The 21,287-nt window shown below is 58.1% G+C and carries 16 protein-coding genes, 6 pseudogenes and 1 other annotated feature; of the genes and pseudogenes, 6 read left to right on the top strand and 16 right to left on the bottom strand.

Features of this window, described 5'->3' with window-relative positions:
* Positions 1–73 precede the first annotated feature (73 nt).
* From NMA58_RS29940 to NMA58_RS29910, 7 genes and pseudogenes are all read right to left on the bottom strand, one after another.
* Positions 74–1,301, bottom strand: a pseudogene (locus tag NMA58_RS29940) (IS3 family transposase).
* Positions 904–1,020 (bottom strand) — a sequence feature (AL1L pseudoknot). It overlaps the preceding pseudogene by 117 nt.
* A 401-nt stretch (positions 1,302–1,702) precedes the next feature.
* Positions 1,703–2,758: an LLM class flavin-dependent oxidoreductase gene (locus NMA58_RS29935; RefSeq protein ID WP_416068569.1), complete on the bottom strand. Its 1,056-nt coding sequence runs from the start codon at positions 2,756–2,758 to the stop codon at positions 1,703–1,705.
* Positions 2,759–2,929: 171 nt separating this feature from the next.
* On the bottom strand, positions 2,930–4,561 hold the full coding sequence (locus tag NMA58_RS29930; protein ID WP_416068570.1) for an SDR family oxidoreductase: 1,632 nt from the start codon (positions 4,559–4,561) through the stop codon (positions 2,930–2,932).
* On the bottom strand, positions 4,561–5,136 hold the full coding sequence (locus tag NMA58_RS29925; RefSeq protein ID WP_416068571.1) for a nuclear transport factor 2 family protein: 576 nt from the start codon (positions 5,134–5,136) through the stop codon (positions 4,561–4,563). Before NMA58_RS29925 ends, NMA58_RS29930 begins: the two co-directional genes overlap by 1 nt.
* A 556-nt stretch (positions 5,137–5,692) precedes the next feature.
* Positions 5,693–6,903 (bottom strand): annotated as a pseudogene (locus NMA58_RS29920) (cytochrome P450).
* A 244-nt stretch (positions 6,904–7,147) separates the two neighbouring features.
* Entirely contained in the window at positions 7,148–8,476 is a 1,329-nt protein-coding gene (locus NMA58_RS29915) for a dicarboxylate/amino acid:cation symporter (protein WP_416068572.1), read from the bottom strand.
* 109 nt (positions 8,477–8,585) lie between these two features.
* Positions 8,586–9,260, bottom strand: a complete 675-nt coding sequence (locus NMA58_RS29910) for a nitrogen fixation protein NifQ (protein WP_416068573.1) — start codon at positions 9,258–9,260, stop codon at positions 8,586–8,588.
* A 553-nt stretch (positions 9,261–9,813) separates the two neighbouring features.
* Between NMA58_RS29910 and NMA58_RS29905 the strand changes: the two genes are divergently transcribed.
* Together NMA58_RS29905 and NMA58_RS29900 are read left to right on the top strand one after the other, a co-directional pair.
* Positions 9,814–10,353, top strand: a complete 540-nt coding sequence (locus NMA58_RS29905; protein ID WP_416068782.1) for a peroxiredoxin — start codon at positions 9,814–9,816, stop codon at positions 10,351–10,353.
* A gap of 370 nt (positions 10,354–10,723) precedes the next feature.
* Positions 10,724–11,746, top strand: a complete 1,023-nt coding sequence (locus NMA58_RS29900) for an IS110 family transposase (protein WP_416068574.1) — start codon at positions 10,724–10,726, stop codon at positions 11,744–11,746.
* 254 nt (positions 11,747–12,000) lie between these two features.
* On the opposite strand, the pseudogene NMA58_RS29895 reads toward NMA58_RS29900, so the two are convergent.
* The 3 genes and pseudogenes from NMA58_RS29895 to NMA58_RS29885 all read right to left on the bottom strand — a co-directional run.
* Positions 12,001–12,834, bottom strand: a pseudogene (locus tag NMA58_RS29895) (Tn3 family transposase); the annotation flags it as partial.
* A gap of 142 nt (positions 12,835–12,976) precedes the next feature.
* Positions 12,977–13,711 (bottom strand): IS21-like element helper ATPase IstB, encoded by a 735-nt coding sequence (gene istB, locus NMA58_RS29890; protein ID WP_416068548.1) that lies wholly within the window; start codon positions 13,709–13,711, stop codon positions 12,977–12,979.
* A pseudogene (locus tag NMA58_RS29885) lies at positions 13,668–13,982 on the bottom strand (Mu transposase domain-containing protein); the annotation flags it as partial. The pseudogene NMA58_RS29885 and the gene istB (NMA58_RS29890), both read right to left, overlap by 44 nt.
* A 187-nt stretch (positions 13,983–14,169) precedes the next feature.
* Between NMA58_RS29885 and istA (NMA58_RS29880) the strand changes: the two are divergent.
* Entirely contained in the window at positions 14,170–15,681 is a 1,512-nt protein-coding gene (gene istA, locus NMA58_RS29880) for an IS21 family transposase (RefSeq protein WP_434714930.1), read from the top strand.
* Between the two features lie 12 nt (positions 15,682–15,693).
* The gene (istB, locus tag NMA58_RS29875) at positions 15,694–16,449 is read left to right on the top strand and encodes an IS21-like element helper ATPase IstB (protein ID WP_416068576.1); all 756 of its coding nucleotides are present in this window, start codon (positions 15,694–15,696) and stop codon (positions 16,447–16,449) included.
* 149 nt (positions 16,450–16,598) lie between these two features.
* Here istB (NMA58_RS29875) and istA (NMA58_RS29870) read toward each other — a convergent pair.
* Positions 16,599–17,387, bottom strand: a pseudogene (gene istA, locus NMA58_RS29870) (IS21 family transposase); the annotation flags it as partial.
* Between the two features lie 115 nt (positions 17,388–17,502).
* Here istA (NMA58_RS29870) and NMA58_RS29865 point away from each other — a divergent pair.
* Positions 17,503–17,607, top strand: a pseudogene (locus tag NMA58_RS29865) (transposase domain-containing protein); the annotation flags it as partial.
* Positions 17,608–17,626: 19 nt separating this feature from the next.
* Positions 17,627–17,842 (top strand): hypothetical protein, encoded by a 216-nt coding sequence (locus tag NMA58_RS29860; protein ID WP_416068577.1) that lies wholly within the window; start codon positions 17,627–17,629, stop codon positions 17,840–17,842.
* 46 nt (positions 17,843–17,888) lie between these two features.
* Here the strand turns inward: NMA58_RS29860 and NMA58_RS29855 are convergent, their stop codons facing one another.
* The 5 genes from NMA58_RS29855 to nifB all read right to left on the bottom strand — a co-directional run bounded on the left by NMA58_RS29855 (position 17,889) and on the right by nifB (position 21,068).
* Positions 17,889–18,146 (bottom strand): AbrB family transcriptional regulator, encoded by a 258-nt coding sequence (locus NMA58_RS29855; protein ID WP_416068578.1) that lies wholly within the window; start codon positions 18,144–18,146, stop codon positions 17,889–17,891.
* 563 nt (positions 18,147–18,709) lie between these two features.
* The gene (nifT, locus tag NMA58_RS29850) at positions 18,710–18,952 is read right to left on the bottom strand and encodes a putative nitrogen fixation protein NifT (protein ID WP_416068580.1); all 243 of its coding nucleotides are present in this window, start codon (positions 18,950–18,952) and stop codon (positions 18,710–18,712) included.
* The gene (locus tag NMA58_RS29845) at positions 18,949–19,275 is read right to left on the bottom strand and encodes a nitrogen fixation protein NifZ (protein ID WP_416068581.1); all 327 of its coding nucleotides are present in this window, start codon (positions 19,273–19,275) and stop codon (positions 18,949–18,951) included. Before NMA58_RS29845 ends, nifT begins: the two co-directional genes overlap by 4 nt.
* Positions 19,276–19,357: 82 nt before the next feature.
* Entirely contained in the window at positions 19,358–19,552 is a 195-nt protein-coding gene (locus tag NMA58_RS29840; protein ID WP_069456679.1) for a 4Fe-4S binding protein, read from the bottom strand.
* A 34-nt stretch (positions 19,553–19,586) separates the two neighbouring features.
* The gene (gene nifB / locus NMA58_RS29835) at positions 19,587–21,068 is read right to left on the bottom strand and encodes a nitrogenase cofactor biosynthesis protein NifB (RefSeq protein WP_416068582.1); all 1,482 of its coding nucleotides are present in this window, start codon (positions 21,066–21,068) and stop codon (positions 19,587–19,589) included.
* Positions 21,069–21,287 lie beyond the last annotated feature (219 nt).

Below are 21,287 nucleotides of genomic sequence, written 5' to 3'. Positions count from 1 at the left end.
CCGACAATTGTAACCAGCAATTGTCGTAAGCGTCTGAACCGCGCCGGGTTTGCCGGAGGCTGTTTGGTTTAAGTTATGCAGCCATGGCTGGTTCGTCCAGCATGGCGTAATACTGCTCCTCGGCTTCGGCGGGGGGAATGTTGCCGATGGGCTCCAGAAGCCGTCGATGGTTGAACCAGTCGACCCATTCCAGAGTGGCGAATTCAACCGCTTCGAAGCTGCGCCACGGTCCTCGCCGATGGATGACCTCGGCCTTGTAGAGGCCGTTGATCGTTTCGGCGAGGGCGTTGTCGTAAGAGTCGCCGACGCTTCCGAGGAAGGCTCGATGCCTGCCTCCGCCAATCGCTCCGAATACTTAATCGACACGTATTGAACGCCCCTGTCCGAGTGGTGAATCAGGCCGCCACCATGAACGGGACGCCGCTCATGAAGCGCCTGTTCCAAAGCATCGAGGACGAACCCGGCATGCGCCGTCCGGCTCACCCGCCAGCCGACAATCCGGCGCGCGAAGGCGTCGATGACGAAGGCCACGTAGACGAAGCCTTGCCAGGTGGCCACATAGGTGAAATCCGAAACCCAGAGCCTGTTCGGCGCAGGAGCCTTGAACTGGCGGTTCACCCGATCGAGCGGGCTCGGAGCCGTCTTGTCCGGGATCGTCGTGCGGATCGGCTTGCCCCGGATGATACCCTGAAGTCCCATCGATCGCATGAGCCGGGCGACGGTGCAGCGGGCTATATCGAAGCCCTCCCGCTTCAATTGCCGCCAGACCTTGCGCACGCCGTAGACGCGGAAGTTCGCCTCGAACACACGGCGTATCTCGATCTTCAAGGCAATGTCGCTGCGGGCGCGGACCGATAACCGGTCCACGTCCAGGCGTTTGGCAACGTTCTCGTAGTAGGTTGATGGGGCAATCGGCAGCAGCCTGCAGATCGGCTCGACCCCGAATACGGAGCGGTGTTCGTCGATAAAGGAGATCATCGCTTCAATGGGCGGTCGAGCTCCGCCATCGCGAAATAAGCGGACGCTTTGCGCAGTATCTCATTGGCCTGCCGAAGCTCGCGGTTCTCCCGCTCCAGAGCCTTCATCTTCTCGGCGACTTCGCTTGGGAGTCCAGGCCGGGAACCATCGTCCACTTCCGCCTTCTTCACCCATTCATTGAGCGTCTGCGCCATGCAGCCGATCTTGGCGGCGATCGAGGAAACCGCCGCCCATCGCGAGGAATATTCCCCTTGGTGATCCAAAACCATCCGCACTGCTCGGGCGCGGACTTCAGGTGAAAATTTGTTTGTTGTCTTGCTCATATCGGCTCCACTTTCTCAGAAGTTGGAGCCTCCGGCAAACCCGGCGCGGTTCAGTCGCCTATCAGACGTTAAGATCCGACAAGACGATGCTGCCGATCAGGGCTGAGGAGGGGATGGGAGCGCTCTTCTCGTGGAGGCTTTATCAACGCGAAGTGCCAAACGTTCGTTCAAGCGTGCTTCACGCTGCTTCCCGGCCCTCACTGGATTTAACCGTGACTTCGGCCATCGGAGCTCAAATGGGTACTGTCGTATGAATGTGCATGCGTCCTATGACGATCCACAGCTGGTGCCTTCGGAAGAGCTCCATGCGTGCCCTACATCTGGAGGCCCGGCTTGCACTTGCCGGGTACCGCGGTAGCGTGTGAGGAAGGTGAGCTGATCTGAAAGTCAGGCAGACAACTTCAAGTGTCCGGCTGCCCGAGAGATTTCTGGACTGCTGGGATGATCCTGTCTCCCCAGAGCTCTATCTGGCGCAGCATCGTTCTTTGGTTCAAATCCCCCAACTGCGTCTGAATTGCAATCTGGTCCGGCTTCAGGACTTCGATCTCCTCCAGAAGGCGATCAATCACGCAATTTATGTTCCCGATGGGCAGGTTCTTACGCATAGTATCGAACGAGAAGTCCTGATGAGTCGGCACCTCCTCCAACATGTAGCCGTCCTTGCTCTGTTGCCGACGCTGATGCAGGGCCTCGGACAGCCGGCGCTGAAAGCGGGCGTTATCGAGATAGCAGTTGATTTCCGCTCCATCATCGCTGGCATAGCAGCAGCGCAAAAGCGACAGCTTGGCGTCACGGACCTTTTTGCCCTCGGATACAGCGGCCGTCTGGACGATGTCTCGCAGCAGGCCCAGAGTTTCCAAGCCCTCATGGAGGGCCGTAACGAAAAGGTTGTGTCCCTCACGATAGGCTCGGCGCATTGTTTTGGAGGACCCGGTGGCAATCCAGATCGGCGGGGTTGGCTTTTGAAGAGTGCGCACCGAAATTGCCGTCGCAGGGATCTGCGTGTAGTGACCATTGTGGGAAAAGATCTTTTGCTTGAGACCCTTGAGCAAGATGTCGAGGTATTCCGAAAAGACGGCCGGCGCCTCATCTACATTGACGCCGAAGCGGTCGAATTCAAACTGCTGGTATCCTGAACCAACGCCGAGCTCGAGTCGGCCGTTCGCAACGATATCGACAAAGCCGATTTCCCCCAGCAGGCGCTGCGGCTGATAGAGTGGCAGCACGCAGACCGCGGTGCCGAGGCGTATGGTGCTCGTCAATCCGGCACAGTGGGCGACCATCAGCAAGGGCGACGGGACGAGGCTGTAGTTGTTGAAGTGGTGCTCGGCGAACCAAGCTGTGCGGAAGCCAGCCTGCTCCGAAAGAACGGCCTGCTCCACTGAGTTGCGGATGACGCTATCGGAAGATTGATGATAGCCTCGCTGGGCAGCCAGAATGAACGTTGCGAACTCCATGGTGTCTCCTTGTTTGCGGAGGGGATGACACAGCTCGTGATGACCGGGCGGTCAGTACGGGCATGTAGGCGTGCCTGGCACGACCTCGATTCACGAGCACGCTCCCATGATCGATGAAGCGACTGTGTCGAAGGGGTCATTGTGAGAGCTCCACAGCCAACATGGGAAATCTCAGCTCCCCGCGTCTCCGGACGAGCTCCAGCCTCCGTCCACGTGCAGGATCGAGCCGTTGATGTAGGAGGCATCAGACGATGCCAGAAAGTAGACTGCTTCGGCGACTTCCTCCGGTTCCCCAAACCTGCCTAAAGGGATCTCCTGTCGGAGCGATCTCGGGCGTGTGCCTGTAGCCGTTTCGCACTGGAGGTCGCCAGACGCGCGGATGTGACCTGGAGCGACTGTGGCTATGCGGATCCCAAGCGGCCCGAATTCGGCCGCCATGCATCGGGTAAGCATATCCAGGCCAGCGTTGTACGCGGCGTAAGCATGCTTCATCGAGAGAGGTAAGAGCCTGCAACTAGTTGCGAGATTCAGGATTACACTACCAGGTCGCATCGATATCGCGGCCTCGCGCACGCAGGTGAAGGCGCCAGTAAGATTTATCCCCAGAGTGTTTTTGAGCCCTGCCGTGGCCTGCTCAAGATCGGGGACGAATGTGCCATTCACGCCAAGGCCGTTGACGAAGACGTCGATGTGGCCGAAGCGTTTCCGCAAATCTTCGAAGAGCGCGACGACCTCGCTCTCGACTGTCCTGTCCACGCGGCTTGACAGGTGCTTGTCGCCGAGCAAGTCAGCGAGCTTTACCGCTGCACCACCGTCTCCGTCAGCGATCACAACCGTATCGCCGCTCGCGGCAAAGCGGCGAGCGATAGCCGCGCCTATGCCTTTAGCACCATCCATGACGACCACCGTTCGCGCACCGGTGTCCTCGACCGGGCGTAAGAGTTCTGCTCCGGGCGTCCTACCCTGAGTTGGGTGGGCTGCACCTGGTTGGTTGAATGACATCCAGCCACCATCGACTACAAGCGTCGATCCGGTGATGAAACCTGCCTGCTCACTGGCCAGGAAGTGCACGGGTCGCGCGATCTCGTCGGGACGAGCCAGTCGGCCTATCGGCACGCGGCGCCTTATTGCCCTGACGTCCAACTTGCCAGCTGTTTCTAATTCCGCGACCATTGGCGTACGCACGTAACCGGGGGCTACCGCTGTCACGCGGATGCCGCGCGAAGCCCATGCGCACGCCAGCGATTTCGTGATTGAGATCAGCGCAGCTTTCGAAGCGGCGTAGCCATTGCGCTTCGGGTTGCCGAGGAGGCCAGCAAGCGAAGCGACGTTGACGATGGCTGCGCCAGGTTTCATCAGCTTGGCGCTTTCGCACGCCATCGAGTACGGCCCGATGAGGTTTACTGCTAGAGCGCGTTGAAAATCTTGGATGGGAGTGTCGACGGTCGCAGCCATCGTCGGACCTATCCCCGCATTATTGACGAGCACTCCAATCTGCGAGAATCGTTTTTCCAGAAGGGTACAGAATGCGAGGACATCGTCGTGTCGCGACACGTCGAACTCAAGGCCGAGATTGGGCTGGCCGAGATAACGGCCCAGTTCGATCACACCGCTGTCTGGAAGGTCCACCGCGACTACAATGTCTCCACTCGTGGCAAAAATATCGACCAGCGCACGGCCGATACCCCCTGCCGCACCTGTCACGATGATGACCCGCCCTGGCTGAACCGGGCAATCGTCCAGGCGTGTCTTCACCGGGCAGGCGGTGGCGGGGGGAAAAGGAGGGTAGCGAAGTCGAATCATTATTCTTCTTCTCCACCGCCGACCCGGTTCTTTAGATGAGTTTTCAGAGGAGCGCGCCGCTTCAAAAGTTCGTAGACGGGATCATTCGGGTGCGGTGCCCCAATCGGCTGGCGAGGACCGAACAGCTCAGCTTCCGTGGACGTCGGGGGCCTCTGCTCTTCGACCCAATCATAGACTACGGTGCGTTCGAAGATGCGCCACTCCCCTTCCCTTTTCTGAAACAAATCACAGTATCGTCCGCACAGGAGCATCTGCCTCATCTCGCCTGCCTCGTCGGGTCCGCGCTGCAGCGCGATGAAATAGCTTTCTACCGCGGCCTCTGCCGAGCCCAGGAACTCGACCATTATGTTTGCAAGCTGGTGGACGTTGCGCGGCTGGGTTTTGAAGACACTAAGCGCAAGCTGAATGAACCCCCGGGCAGAGCCGGAGTAGCTTCCGTGATTGTCAGTTGCATCGGGCCAATAACAGCTGCGCAAAGCGGCCTCGTCTGCCCGGTCGATCCCTCGACAGTAACGATGGAGACAGTCGCGGATTGCTTCCCGGTCGAAGAGTTGGGTAATGGTTGCCTGATGCATCGGCTCAATAGAGGTTCAGAATTCTATGAAGCGTGTCCGCAGGACCACGCGTTATCGGCGAAGATACGCGGTTTCCGGCGCGAAGCTCATCGCTGCCCCGCCTGGACCGGACAACGGAGTTTTCGAGATTTCCCCAAAAGGGCCGGCCTTTCTGCGGTCTTCATCACCTCGTTCTTCCCTTTCGCTTACGACGGTCTATGCTTCCACGTTGACGCGTCACGAGAACTCAACCGAATGTGCGGTAATGGTTCCTGAAACCGCGGCCACTCGAACCTGAGATCCGTGGTGGTGTGCTCACTAGCAACTTGGCGCCGCCGCTCAATCGAACACGTTCAAAGTTCATGCCAATCTGGCTGACCACCCAAAGAATGCATTTATAGTGTCTTTTTCAGCTACTTAGCCGCGATATACGAGAAATGGGCTCAAACGAGCCTGTGTCGTCAGGCCGACAAAGGCGACAGTCGTCTTAACGGCCTTAAAGCCGCTGCTTGTTGAGGAGGTCGTTGAGCGGCTGGGCGTTTTGAGCCGTGCGCGTCTGCGTACGGCCGGTTCCCGATCAGGTCCAAGTCAGAATAAGATCCCTGATCCCGAATACATGACCGTTATGGGTAATCGGCGCCGCACCTTCTTTGATGCGGAAAGTCGGGATGCGCGCCAACCTTTCGCGTACGCCAACGACGATTTCTCGCCGTGCAAGGTGCGCTCCGATGCAAAGGTGTGGACCATAGCCAAAAGCGGTGTGGTGGTTCCCCCGTCGTGCCAGATCGATATTCTCAGGGCACTCGAATTCCGATGGATCACGATTGGCAAACATAGTGGCGCAGGAAACATAATCCCTTACGGATCGGCACGCCTTCGAACACGATATCCCTTGCGGCCACGCGGATCATCTGAACGGTTGAATAGGCGCGCAGCAATTCTTCAACGGCGAGCATGACCCGATCCGGTTCGTTCCGCAACAACTCCTGGTCCTTTGGATTGCGTGCGAGATAGGCCATGTCAAAGCCTATCGCAGCCGCGACCGTGTCGAGTCCCGCGACCAAGAAAAGCACACCGATGCCACGGACTTCCTCTTCTGTTAAGGAGCGGCCATCAATCTCCGCCTGCACGACAAAAGTCATGAAATCGAAAGCTGGTGTCCTGCGGCGCCTGGCTGCAAGTTCGTCAATGAAGCCCACGATAGACCGGCCTGCTGCCGTTCGCTTGTCTGCGTTACCGTGGAGGAAATCGCTTACCCAGCCAACAAATACTTCGGATCGCCTCTGCGAAAGCCCCAGAAAGCTAAGAAAGACGCTGACCGTGAAGGGCAAGGCAAAATCCCTCATGACGTCACAGCTGGCTCTCTCTCGCTATGCGGTCGATCAGCGCGCTCTCTCTCGCGGATAGTCGGCTCGAGTGCAATCACCCGCTCGGATGAGAACAGAGGATCTAGCAGTGCACGAAACACACCATGGGTCGGTGGATCCAGTTCGAGCGGGATGACCGGCCAATGTTCGGCCAGTGCGGAGGCGAAGATGCTACGATGGCTGGAAAAGGTCCTTGTATCCTGCAGCACCCGGCGCTGGTCTCTCGCGCGTGTTATGACCCAGGTACCTCGCCCATCACGCGTGTTGGACGGAGAGTAAAAGATCGGTGGCCCGTCATGAACACAGGCCACGGCAGCGTGCGGATCGCCGTTAGGCGTCGGAGCCATGCCAGGTGAACTGAAAGACTGAAGTCCCGCACCAGTTCGCGCGGTACATGATCTGGAATGGTGTTGGTCTTCACGCGCTTTGTCCCTTCTGTCAATCACTCATTAACTGCGTGGGCCGTCGAGGATCTGAGCGGAACCGATCGGGAGAATTCCGTCAAAATCGCTCTTTGCCCCTTGGGCGACAATCAAGAATGCGGGAAGGTTGGGGTAAATACCTGCTGCACAGACAGGCAGCCCGTGGTCGCGCCGCAAGAAAGTGGGCGCGATCTGCGAAACAGGTCGCGAAAAAAAAGCATTTATCATCCGGCCTCAAGGGCATTACTCCGCTGGCTTGACAACCGCCGGCATGGTCTGGACCGGCGCCTTGCCTGCAAGGGCGGCTGCAAGATGCGCCCCGGCAAGCTCGCCTTCCCATTTCGCGACTACCACGGTCGCGACCGCATTGCCGACCAAGTTGGTTAGCGCCCGGCATTCCGACATGAAGCGGTCGATGCCGAGGATCAGCGCCATGCCGGCGATCGGTACGGATGGAACGACCGACAGAGTGGCAGCGAGCGTGATGAAGCCGGCGCCGGTGATGCCGGCGGCCCCCTTCGAGCTCAGCATGGCGACGAGCAGGAGCAGGACCTGGTCGGCGATGGAGAGCGGCGTGTCCGTTGCCTGGGCGATGAAGAGCGCCGCAAGCGTCATGTAGATGTTGGTGCCGTCGAGGTTGAAGGAATAGCCGGTCGGGATGACGAGGCCGACCACCGAGCGCTTGCAGCCCGCCTTCTCCATCTTGTTCATCAGACCCGGCAGCGCGGCTTCCGAGGACGAGGTGCCGAGCACCAGCAGCAACTCCTCCTTGATGTAGCGGATGAGCGAGAAAATTGAGAAGCCGTTGTAGCACGCGACCGCGCCAAGCGCGACGAAGACGAACAGGAACGACGTCAGATAGAAGGTGCCGATCAGCATGGCGAGGTTGGCGATCGAGGCGATGCCGTATTTGCCGATGGTGAAGGCCATGGCGCCAAAGGCGCCGATCGGCGCGGCTTTCATGAGGATGGCGACCAGCCGGAAGATCGGCAGCGTCAGCGCCTGCAGGAAATGGACGACGGGCTCGGCCTTGTTGCCGACCATGCCGAGCGAAATGCCGAAGAGGACCGAGATGAAGAGCACCTGCAGAATGTCGCCCTCGGCGAAAGCACTGACCAACGTCGTCGGGATGATGTTCATGAGGAAGCCGGTGACGGATTGCTCATGCGCCTTGGCCGTATAGGTGGCTACCGCCTTGGCGTCGAGCGTGGCCGGGTCGATATGCATACCCGCGCCCGGCTGCACCACATTCGCGACCACCAGGCCGATGACGAGCGCGAGAGTGGAGAACGTTAGAAAGTAGAGCATTGTCTTGCCGGCGACACGGCCGACCTTCGCGAGATCGGTCATGCCGGCAATACCGGTCGCGACCGTCAGGAAGATGACCGGCGCGATGATCATCTTGACGAGCTTGATGAAGGCGTCGCCGAGCGGTTTGAGCTCAGTGCCGATATCCGGATAGAAATGCCCGAGCAGGATGCCTGCGGCGATCGCTGCCAGCACCTGGACATAGAGGTGACGATAAAAGGGTGTCTTGCCGCGGACCTCCGCGTAATGTTCTGCGATCGACATGATAGCCTCCACGGGTGCATGCATGTGTCGTAAACCGGGCACGCTGAATCGGCGAAGCGCAGCGGCCCGCAGCCGGAGTCGGCGGTGCCTACCTCAATGTTGGCTCCTACTAGGGCTCCACGCGAACACTTTCCCCTTCCTCAGGGGCAAAGCAGCTCTCCATTTCCTTGCATTCTTGGCAAGCGGTCGCCGTGCACAGCGAAAATCCCTCAGCCTCGCAGAGCTTGCGGTAAAAGTACTTCTTCCACCTCATGTTGTCGGTATTGCCGGCTGCAAGCCTGGGGAAATGGGTTGAGAGCAAACGGCTGAGTTCGACCCGATCGAAAAGGCCGAGCTCCCTCCAGAGATGGTCGTGGCGTAAAGCACGGCGGGCTATGATCTTGGCGAAACTTACGCTCGCGGGATCGTCCGGTCGAGCATGCGCGAGCAGCAGACCGCGCAGAAGCTCCTCCTCCATGCCAGGCTCCGCATCGCTGACGTCTTCCAGGGAGAAAGCGTGAATCGTTGGTGCGGGAAAACTGCGGTTCACGATGTCTCGAAGCTCGACTTGCGAAAGGCCCGTTGCCTCTGTCGCAGTTGCCTCGCCGGCATCGATCTCCTCAAGCGCACGCGAAAGGACACAAGTAAGCACGTACTGATCGAAATCCATTTTGAGATCTACGGACGGCCAGACTCCGGGGGCTAGAAGTTTGGACAATTGTCGCCAACCGGGCCGATCGGAGATTCCGGCTCCAAGGACTGTTCTCCCTTTCGACAAAGCGCGGACTTGAGCTAGATTTGACATGTTGCTTCCTTCCCTCTTCGTTCCACCACACCGAGCGCCCGCGGGTGCTTGCCGCAAGGCAATTCTGGCCAAGTCGGTTCAAGTGTCGTGCCAATCGAATCTGCCGAGCCGAAGAGGTAATTTTGTGGTTGCTATTCAAGGACTAAACGAAAGTCTGGCAGGAGCTCGGGGGGATGCGGCCGTGTCAGGAGGACGACAAGGATAACATGAGATGTCGGTTCTCTGCCAAGAGTAGCGGCCGGATACTCAACAGGAAACGCCGAACCGTAACGCGGCAAATCGGCCTCGCAGGCGATAGTACGCGCCAGCAGCTACCGGCCCATCGCGCCGACGGGCTGAGCCTTGAAAGGCGCCTGCTGGAGTTTGTGGCCAAAGGCAATACGCGCACACCAACATGGCCATGCGCGCCACAAAGCAGTGCTGCTGCAGTTTGGATGTCAAGTGGCACGGCTCTTGCTGCTTGCTCGTCGGTAGCCGCCAAGCTGCCAATCGCGGCGAAGACGCCGGTTCTCTTCCGAAGGATGCTGATGCCAATGAAGAAGGAGAAATGCAGATGCCAATGACAAAAAAAATTCCCTTCGTTGCCTTTCATACGCGCGTTCGCGACGAGACAGTGAAGGGGCCGAATCTCTACCGGTGGGAAGTCAGAACAACCGAGGATTACTTCAGCGGCAAGCGCGTCGTTCTATTTGCGCTTCCCGGTGCGTTCACCCCGACTTGCTCGACTCGGCAATTGCCCGATTTCGAGAAGCTATATGACGAGTTCCGGGATGCGGGGATTGAGTCGGTCTATTGCCTATCAGTCAATGATGCCTTTGCCATGAATGCGTGGGGTAAGGCCTTAGGGGTAGAAAAGGTCAATCTCATTCCGGATGGTTCCGGCGAATTCACTCGCAAAATGGGCATGCTGGTCGCAAAGCACAATGTTGGCTTCGGGATGCGCTCTTGGCGCTACGCTGCCGTGGTCAATGATGGCGTAGTGGAAAAATGGTTTGAAGAGGAAGGTCTCTCTGACAACTGCGAGTCCGATCCCTATGAGGTCTCTTCTCCGCAGAACATTCTCGAAACCTTGAGGACCGCTCCCGCCTCTTGAGCGGTCCCCAACACGATTTTGATGCTTCTGTGGATGTCCCCGCCGCTGAGCAGGGCAAAAGACGGAGTTCCCCACAGTCAGCGCGTTTCGTCCGACGCGCTGCCCGCTATAGCCTCTACGCTTCGCCCTTCTGGGGTCAGAACAAGAGCAGTCCGAAATCGTACGCTTAGGGCGAACGGAATGAGAACTTATGCGACCCGCCGTAGCCCGGCTGGCAGACGGAGCGATCGAAATCCGTTCGGCATCTGATGTTCGGCATCCCAGGTGTAGATGCCGGTAAGGTTGATGTGATGTGTTGAGATGGACGGCTCCTGCTCCGCAACCGCTGTGCCATAGTGGCATGCGGTCAGAAACGATAGAGGAGCAGTTCATGAGAAAGATTACGACGATTGGCCTTGATCTGGCGAAGAATGTCTTTCAGGTACATGGCATCGATAACCTCGGGAACGTTATGGTTCGGCGGCAGCTTCGGCGAGGCGAGGTACTACGGTTTTTCCGCGGTATCCAACCGTGCCTTGTGGGCATCGAAGCCTGCGGAAGCTCGCATTACTGGGCTCGGGAAATCGAGAAGCTTGGGCATGTCGTCAAACTCATGCCGGCTGGGTACGTGAAGCCCTACGTGAAAAGAGGCAAGACAGATGCAGCCGATGCTGAGGCTATTTGTGAGGCCGTAACACGGCCGACGATGCGGTTCGTCGCTGCGAAGTCTGCCGATCAACAGTCGGTACTGATGATGCACAAGGTTCGTGAGCTTCTTGTTCGCCAGAGAACGATGCTGATCAATTCATTGCGTGGGCACTTGAGCGAATTCGGCGTCATCGGTGCTGGCGGGGCAAAGAACGTCCCCAAACTTGTCGAGCATTTTCACGAGATCCAGGGCAGCTTGCCGGAGCTGGCGCGCGCAATGCTGTGGACGATTATTGATCAATTGCAGCGATTAGGCGCCGAAGTCGTAAAGATCGAAAAGAAGATCGTAGACAGTGTCAGAGCTGACGCAGCAGCACGACGCCTTCTCTCGATACCAGGTGTGGGACCCATAACAGCGAGCGCCATCACCGCGGCGGTGTCGGACATTAGAAACTTTTCCTCCGGACGGCGCTTCGCTTCCTGGTTGGGATTGACGCCAAGACCGCACAGTTCCGGCGGAAAGGAACGCATGAGCGGCATTAGCAAGCAGGGCGACGGATATATTCGAAAGCTATTGGTTGTCGGTGCAACCGCAATAATCCGTTTCGCAAAGGATGGAAGCAGCGCCAGTCACGATTGGGCTGTGAGCCTGATGGACCGAAAGCCAGCAAGGGTCGTAACCGTCGCGCTCGCGAACAAAACAGCGAGGATTATCTGGGCGCTCCTGGTCCGCGAGCAGCAGTATATGAAGTCCGTTGCGGCTTGAATGAGATTTCGGGCGTAACTTTACGTCCGAGATGGCGGAGAGGTGCTGAAATGTGATGATCAAGCCGGTCGGACCGGAGACGAGGAAAGCCCCTGGGAGCATTGAGCTTGTAAAGCCCGATGATGTGTTTGGGACCTTGTCTGCGGACTTCATCATGGCCAGCGACCCGTAGGTCGCACGAGTAGGCCGGACACATGATTGCAATCGACCGAGAGATATCGCATGAATCACCACTGTGCCGCAGGAGCCGTCCACACATGTTCCCAACCGAGCGGCGAGATGTGCTTCAACAGAGTATCAGGAATATCTTGACCTGCTCGTTTCAGCTGTGTGATTGCACGGTCGAGATAGACGGTATTCCAATGGACGATCGCACTGACGACGAGGTTGAGACCAGAGGCGCGGAACGCCTGGCTTTCGAACGACCGGTCGCGGATCTTGCCTCGCTCGTGGAAAAAGACAGCGCGTTTCAGCTTATGGGCGGCCTCGCCCTTGTTGAGACCGGCTTCGCATCTCCGCCGTAGTGCCGGGCTTGAGTACCATTCGATCATGAAGAGCGACCTTTCGATACGCCCGAGTTCGCGGAGCGCCCTCGCGAGATGGCTTTGCTTCGGAGATGCGGACAGTTTCTTGAGGATTGTAGACGGCACCACGGACCGCGTCGTGATTGACGCGGCGAGATGGAGTAGATCGTCCCAATGGTCGAGAATCAGGGTGGTGTTGATCGGCGCCCCGATATGGTTCGACAGGGTCGGATATGCGTCGCTCTTCTCGAACGTGTGGAACTTCCGGTCTTTGAGATTGCGCAGTCGCGGTGAGAACCGCTTTCCGATCAATGCGAACAGCCCGAAGATATGATTACTGGCCCCGCCTGTGTCGGTAAAGTATTCATGGATGTCGAGGACCGTGTCCTGATCGAAGAGCCCATCGAGCACATAGGCCGCCTCGCTCTCGGTCGGACTGATGGGCAAAATGCTGAAATAGCCGTACTGATCAGACAGATGGCTATAGAATTTCGATCCGGGTTCGCTGCCGTAATGCAAATTGATGTCTCCGCGCTTTGCAGCCCGGTCGCTCGCACGGAAGATGTCAATCGGCTTCGTAACGGGACCCCATATCGGCTTCCAAAAGGGACCCCTTCCTCTGGTTGCATAGGGTCAGCGCGCGTAGGCCCGGAGCTGTCCATTTAGCGCAGGGGCCTGCGGGCGCGGGTTGTTTGTCTTTTCGGCTTTAGCTTTGAGAGCGGTTTTTGAAGCGCCAGGATTCATTCCCGGTCTCAACGATTTCGCAATGGTGGGTGAGCCTGTCGAGCAGAGCGGCGGTCATCTTCGCGTCGCCGAACACGGCCGGCCACTCGCCGAACGCCAGGTTCGTCGTGACGATGATCGAGGTCCGCTCGTAAAGCCTGCTGATCAGATGGAAGAGGAGCTGTCCACCGGCCTGGGCGAATGGGAGATAGCCGAGCTCGTCCATGATGACGAAGTCGAGCCTGGTGATGAAGTCGGCAAGCCGCCCCTGTTTGCCGCTACGTGCTTCTGTCTCGAGCCGATTGACGAGGTCGACGACGTTGAAGAAGCGGCCTCGTGCGCCGTTGCGGATCAGGGCACGGGCAAGCGCGATGGACAGGTGGGACTTTCCCGTGCCGGTCCCGCCGACCAGAACGATGTTGTGCTGCTCGGCGAGGAAGGCTCCGGTCGCGAGTTGGCGCACCAGCCCTTCGTTGACCGGCGTGTCGGTGAAGTCGAAGTCGTCGATGTCCTTGGCCAGCGGCAGCTTGGCAACGGTGATCTGGTATTTGATGGAGCGCGCCTGCTTCTCGGCGATCTCCGAGTTCAGCAGGTCACCGACGATGCGCGGCGGTTCGTGCTGGCGCTTGATGCCGGAAGCCATGATCTCGTCATAGGCGCTGCGCATGCCGAACAGCTTCAGCGTGCCCATCATGTCGAGGATTTGCGAACGTTCCATAGGCATGTATCTCGGCTGGGCGACCGACCGCGGTCGACAGCACTGAGTATTTGTTGTTGTCGAAACGCACGAGGCAGGTCTTGCCGATCGAGGCTTGCACAGCATGGAAGCCGTCGAACTTACCCGGATAGCTGACCAGATGCGGCTTCTCCGTTTCGAATACCTCCCAGATCGTGCGCTCCGTCTGATCGACATGCTTATGAGCACGGGCGTAGCTGATGCACTTGTCCAGCAGCCAGCCATTCAGCTCGTCGTAGGATTTGATGCGGATTCCGACGTGAAGCCGGCCGCCAATCCGACCAAAGACCGGCCACCATTCCGATTTGAAGCCGGCCACCATTCCAATCAAAATCCGGCCAGTTTTCGACACTGAAGATACCCCCTGGGTCAGCAACTTTGGCATCAATCACCTCGCGATGAACGAGGACATTTTGATGCCGGCAAAGAGAAGGCTGACCATGAGACAATTAAGACAAATGCTTCGGCTTGCCGGAAGCGGGACGAGCTCCCGCGAGATCGCCGTCGTATTGGGAATAGCCCGCAGTACGGTGCAGGATAATCTTCAGCGCGCAGCAGCAGTTGGGTTGAGCTGGCCCCTACCGGGGGAACTGACCGATGACGCGCTCGAGAACAAGCTCTTTGCGCGCAATGGCGTCAAACAGGGCACGAGACGACGCGTCGAACCCAACTGGGCCGAGCTTGCCGTCGAGCTCAAGAAGCCCGGCGTCACCCTGCTTATCCTCTGGGAGGAGTATCGTGGGTCGCATCCAGAGGGTTACGGCTACAGTCGCTTTTGTGAGTTCTTCCGTGGCTTTGAGCAACGGCTTTCGCCGACGATGCGCCAGGAGCATGCGGCCGGCGACAAGGTCTTCGTCGACTATTCCGGCAAGAAGATTCCGATCGTTGATCGCAAGACCGGCGAGATCCGCGAAGCGGAGATATTCGTGGCGGTGCTGGGCGCGTCTAGCTTCACCTATGCGGAGGCGACCTGGACGCAAACACTGCCGGACTGGATCGGCTCACATGTCCGGATGTTCCGCTTCTTTGACGGCGTTCCCCGGCTGATCGTTCCCGACAATCTGAAGTCAGGCGTCAGTCGCGCCAGTTTCTATGATCCCGAGATCAACCGCAGCTACGGCATGATGGCTTCTCACTATGGCGTCGGCGTTCTTCCAGCACGGCCACGAAAGCCCAGGGACAAATCTAAAGTTGAGAACGGGGTCCGTTTTGCCCAATCGTGCATCTTAGGGCGTCTGCGCAATCACACGTTCTTCTCGCTTGCTGAGGCTAATGCTGCCATTGGCCAGGCACTCGATCGCATCAATGATCATGTCATGCGCCGGCTCGGCGTCAGTCGCCGGCAGCTGTTTGAGAGTGTCGAGCGCGCCGCGCTCGCCAATCTTCCCGGTGAAGACTACGAATTCGCCGAATGGCGTTTGGTCCGCGTGTCGACCGATTATCACGTCGAGTTCAAGACCTTCCTCTATTCCGTACCGCATGGCCTCATTCGCCAGCAGGTTGATTTGAGAGCGACGGCACGCACCATCGAGATCTTCCACCGCGGCAAGCGCGTCGCCGTTCATCAGCGGCGGTATGGCGGCACTCGGCATGGAACCGACCCGGATCATATGCCCAGTTCCCATCGGCGATATGCCGAGTGGACACCCGATCGCTTTCGGCGCTGGGCTGCATCCATTGGGCCGCAGACCGAAGGTTTGATCACTGCTGTTCTTGCCAGTCGTCCGCATCCTGAACAGGGCTTTCGAACATGCCTGGGCATTCTGCGCCTGTTTCGCGATATCACGCGAGATCGGGCCGAGGCGGTGTCAGCTCGCGCTGTCGAGATCGGCGGTCTGAACTGCAAGAGCATCGCCTCGCTCCTGGCCAACCACAGGGCCGCGCGCCATTCCACCGAACCGACGGCCATCGTTGATCACGCAAATCTGCGTGGCCCCGACTACTTTCATTGAGGAGACAAACCAATGCTGAGCAATCCCACCATCGACATGCTGCGCGAACTCGGCCTTTACGGCATGGCAACAGCCTTCCAGGAGCTTGACGCACAATCCGAAGCCCGCGGTCTTGAGCATGGAGAATGGCTTTCCATACTGCTCGAACGGGAGGCCACCATGCGCCGACAGAAGCGCTTCGAAGCCCGTGCCAGGGCCGCCAAACTACGCCATGATGCACAGATCGAGAATGCCGACTTTCGGGCCGCTCGCGGCCTCGATCGCAACCTGTTCATGGCGCTTGCCGGCTGCGACTGGATCAGAAAGCATCACAGTCTCCTCGTCACTGGGCCAGCCGGCGTCGGCAAAAGCTGGCTTGCCTGCGCGCTTGGTCACAAAGCATGCCGCGAAGACTTCTCCGTCGCCTATCACCGGGTTCCTCGGCTGTTCGCCACGCTCGCACTTGCAAGAGGCGACGGGCGATACGGCAGGATCCTCAAATCCTTGGCCAAGACCGACCTGCTGATCCTTGATGACTGGGGACCGGAAAAACTCAACGATGATCAGCGGCGCGATCTCCTCGAGATCATCGAAGACCGCTACGAGCGGCGCTCGACGATCATCACCAGTCAGGTGCCCCTGGATCGCTGGTACGAAATCATCGCAAACCCAACGCTTGCCGATGCCATCCTGGATCGCCTCGTTCACAACGCCTATCGCATCGATCTCACCGGCGAAAGCATGCGAAAACAGCGCTCGCCAGTCGCACCCGAAAACACCAAAGCTTGACCTGAAACGAAACCAGATCCAAACATCAGACAGACCCAGGATCAGTCCGAGAAATGGCCGCCTTCAAATCGGAACGCCGGCCGGAATGAAATCGGAATGACTGGCCGGCTTCAAATCGGAATCGATGGCCGGCTTCGTCGGAATACGCAGGATTTGAAGCGCAGCCGCGGCGTGAAGAAGCGTTCCCGCACCAGATTGACCTGGTTCTCGACCTGGCCCTTCTCCCACCCCGACGCCGGCGTGCAAGCCACCGGTTCGATCAGATAATGGCTGCACATCTGCAGGAAGCGGCGATTGTATTGCCGTTCATTGCCGACGAAGACCGTCTCCACCGCGGTCTTCATGTTGTCGTAGATGCCGCGCGTACAGGCCCCGCCGAAGAAGGAGAATGCCCGGTCATGGGCGTCGAAGACCATCTCCTGCGTCTCGCGCGGGTAGGCTCTCACATACATCATCCGGCTATGGCAGAGCCGGACATGCGCCACCTTCACCGTCGTCGTCACACCGTTCAGCACGACGATCTCGTGGCTCCAATCGAACTGGTAGGCCTCGCCCGGCGCGTAATAGAGTGGCACATAGGCCTCCGCCGTCACGGACCCGCGCTCCTTCGCCCACGTCCGGGCATAGCGTCGGACGGTGTCGTAACCGCCTTCGTAGCCCAGATCGCGCAAATCCTCGAATATCCGGATCAGCGTCAGCCGTTCGCGGGAGGATTTGGCTTCATTGGCAAGCAGCATTCCATCGAGCTGATCGCGCCAAGGGCCGAGCTTCGGCTGAGGCTGACGGGTCCGCTCGTATTTGAATTCCGTCTCATCGGTGCGCAGAACCTTCCGCACCACTTTCCGCGATATGCCCAGCTCCCGGCAGATCGCCTTGATCGACTTACCCTGCACACGGGAAAGCCGCCGTATCTTCAGAATTGTCTCCACAACAAGCATCCAAATAAAAAGCCTCCGATGAAACCGGAGGCTGTTGTAACCCCATCGCAGATGGGGGTCCCGTTTGGACGCCGATCACCCCATTTGCGGGGTCCTTATTCCATGCCTAATCACAGCCTATCTCACGGACGTCATCACCAAGATCGTCAATGGCCATCCGAACAGCCAGATCGATGACTTGTTGCCATGGTCATATCGCCCGGATAAAATGCTCGGATAAGTCCACGAGCGGGTATGTCATGACCGAGAAAAACACTTGGGAACAGGACGGAATTGATTCCGGTTGGTTCTTCGCCAAGGACGTCGGATCGTTGCGAAGCAACGTCAGCTACCGCCCCGGCGGTTGGTGGTTCCTGGCGAAATGGCTACCCGATACTGTGGAACATGATATCGGGCCATTCAAAACAAAAGTCGCAGCAATGGCTGAAGCGGAGCGCCTTGCGGCCCTGCAGTGACAATGACACACGTCAAGCGTTGAATACCGTGCTGTCAGAACAGCGCCTACAGTGAATCGGCATGCTTGAAGACCGCAGGCGAGAACGACCCTCCCAGCATTACACCAATTGCAGCGGTCATTGGCAGTCGAGCCAAGGGAGGCATCGCCACCGGCAGCTTGAACAGCGCAGCCACGCCGGTGGCGATGATTGCGCCGGCGAACCAGGCGAGCGGCATACCGAAGTGCCATATCACCCAACCGCTAAGAGCTCTCAGCGAGAGAGTGAGGGCAAATTTGGCAACTGACGCACCGTACTTACTCATCACGCATCATCGGCCATAGGACGCCCGGTCGCGTAATAGGTGACCTTCGGTGCGATATAGCTCGCGTCGTTTGCATTGCCGAGCGGGTAGATAAAGCGGTGCGACGCCTTTGGCCGGATCAAAGCCTCATCCGTTGGGACAAATTAGCAGTGAATGCAGCCGACTTGTCGGATCGCTTGGCGCCGAGAACCATCACACGACCTTCGCAATTCCTCTTGTGCACGGGGATTGGGATGCTACGGCCGAAGACGGTGACACCGTTAATCATCCTGGCCAAACCTTCGCGCTCCACAAATCGCGTCGTCGTCACGCCGCGATCGTTAGACTTCAGTTCCCCACGGCAGCAACGGGGTCCCTTCCATTGGCAGGCGCACTGCGGCAAGTCGTGGGGCTTGAGAGTGATGCACCGCCGGCGTGAAGGACAACGGCTGCTCTACCGCACGAGAGCAGAGGGTACGTACCAAGCAGACCTGACCTATTCGACGCCACAGGTTCATCCGCGCCGGGTCACGCTGCGTCGGATCGGGGCTCCGAATGACGACGCCCGGAAGTCAGTGTTGATTTCATGATGTTTCTCTTTGGGCTATCATACCAACATCGTCGTTCACGATCTTTCTTGCCTCGACGGTGGCCGGTAGACGGGTGTCCTTTGGAAGCTCGGGCAGTAGGAGCCGCCAGCCGTTTGCAAGCACCACAACGCCACCCCATAGGCTTTCGTTCTCCATCTCGACGATCGGCTCTTCGAGATCCTTCCTGGGAACATATGCTGATAAGCCATTGTCGGTTCTGCGAATTGTTACTTTCATCTGCCTTTTCCTTCGCTCCGATGCGTGCATTCAGTAGCAGTTTTCAGACTTGGGACCTCGTCGAGGCTCATCAGTTCACGCGCACGCATTCCTACGACGATGCCACGATCAATCCATTCGACGGCATAGATGTAAAACTGCTGGAGAAAAGTCCCCACATCGCGCACAAAACCCGCGTCGCCTTTCCTGACGAGGCTTGCTCCGATCTCTTTCCCGGGATAGGTGCCGTCATTCTTGATGTGACGTGTGGCACAAACCCGCTCACCCGGCATAAACCGCGGAGGATTATGGATTTCGACCTCCTCTTCGCGTCCAACACCCATCCCCATTTCTTTCATCGTTGCGGTTACACAGGGAAGACTCATGGCCGGCCGCGCGCGTAAGCTCGGCCATTGCATTCCGGGTCTAAGCCGGCACGCAGGTCTTCGGCATCGGACATACCGAGGCGCATTGCTGGGCCTCGTAAACTCCCTCGCATTCGGTGCACTTGTCAGGGTCAATCACGTACTTCTCGCCCTTCAACTCGATGGCATCGGAAGGACATTCGAACTCGCAGGCACCGCATTGGGTGCATTGGGATGCGATGATTTTGAAGGCCATTGATCAACTCCTGTTTGTGTCTGGATAGGCAAGCTCAAGCTGTTGCCTGCGATGGATCGATGCCATGCTCAGCGGCGTAAAGAGCGCTAATCGCGGCTTCGATGTAATCATAGCTAAATGCCTCCGTTGCCCGGATCCCAGCTTCCATGAGCTGCTTCTTGGGACAATTTCCAATCTTGGCACACAACACTACGTCTATGCCTTCGAGTGCAGCAATGATACCACCGAGGGTGCCCTCCTCGCCCCAGCCCCCACGGCAATACGGCTCGATCTTGCGATGCCCCACAAATTTAATCCCTGTCTTCGAGGCTTCATAAACTTGGAACTCCTTCGCATGGCCGAAGTGTTCGTTGATGCGTCCGCCCCCCTTCGTCGCAACAGCCACTTGAAGCGACCCGCGCGTGCTCATTGATGCAAGCGTCGTCATAGCCTCGTTCTTAGCTGCCAAATGGTCATCGAGGATGCGTGCAACCACCTCGCGGTAGGCACGACGCTTGCCACCGTTGTAGCCAAATTCGGGCGGAATGTGGTCGAGCGTGAACTCCTGGCCGCGATCAGTGCCGAGAAGGCCGACTGCATCGGCGCGGCACTGTCGGCAGTGACGCATCAGCTTGGCGCCACCTTCGAGACGATCCTGAAGCGCCTTCAGTTCGAGCGCATTTGGGCCGCGCTGTCCGGTGAGGCCAAAACAGGTGCCGTGTGCCGGGTCGGAGATCAGCGGCATGACGTTGTGCAGAAATGCGCCGCGCTTTTTGACCCATTTGTTGACTTCGATCAGGTGCTGGTCATTGACGCCGGGGATCATCACCGAATTAATTTTTGTTAGGATGCCGCGTTCGCTCAGCATCTCAAGCCCCAACATCTGCCGCTCATGCAGAATTTTGGCAGCATCCATACCGGTGTATCGGCGATGACGATAAAAGATCCACGGGTAAATCTTCTCGCCGACTGCGGGGTCAACCATGTTGATGGTGATCGTCACGTGGCTGATGTTCAATTCGGCCAACTGATCGACACGCTCCGGCAGGGCAAGTCCATTGGTGGAAATGCATAGCTTGACGTCCGGGATCTCCCTAGCGACGCGTTCGAAAGTCGCCCTCGTCTTCTCCCAATCGTAGCAGGCATCGCCCGGACCCGCGATGCCGAGAACGGAAAGCTGCGGCAATTCGTTGGCGACGGCAATCACCTTACGCAGCGCCTGGTCCGGTGTCAGCTTTTCCGAAACGACGCCAGGCCGACTTTCGTTGGAGCAATCATATTTACGATTGCAGTAATTGCATTGGATATTGCAGGCTGGTGCGACTGCGACGTGCATACGCGCAAAATAGTGGTGCGCTTCTTCTGAAAAGCATGGGTGATCCTTGATCTTCTCCCAGGTAGCCGAATCCATGTGGGTTGGCCTCGAGGACAAGCCGCAGGACGAGGATGCGCAGCCACCGGATTTCGCGGTTGTCAGCAACTGCCCAGAGGATGTCGTCTTGGCCAGGCTTTCAAGCGAAATAATCGGTGCACTCATCGAACAGCTCCACTGGTGAGTAAGGTCGTTGTCAAATATGCAAGCGCTGTGCCAACCAAATCAGATCGTAATTTCAACACGTTGTTGTTTCGTGTTCGATTTGCGCCAATTGCTCCGACGCCGTTTTGTCGAAGTCGCGACAATAAGCGGCCAAATTGGACAATAGACCCGCGTGCCTGAGGAAGAGGGGTTGCTCACGCCCAAGATAACGTCGGCTCA

The organism is Rhizobium sp. YTUHZ045 (assembly GCF_051124255.1).
In the GTDB taxonomy this organism is placed as follows: domain Bacteria; phylum Pseudomonadota; class Alphaproteobacteria; order Rhizobiales; family Rhizobiaceae; genus Rhizobium.
The sequence above is the reverse complement of the archived record's forward strand: the minus strand, read 5'-3'. Positions and strand labels throughout refer to the sequence as shown.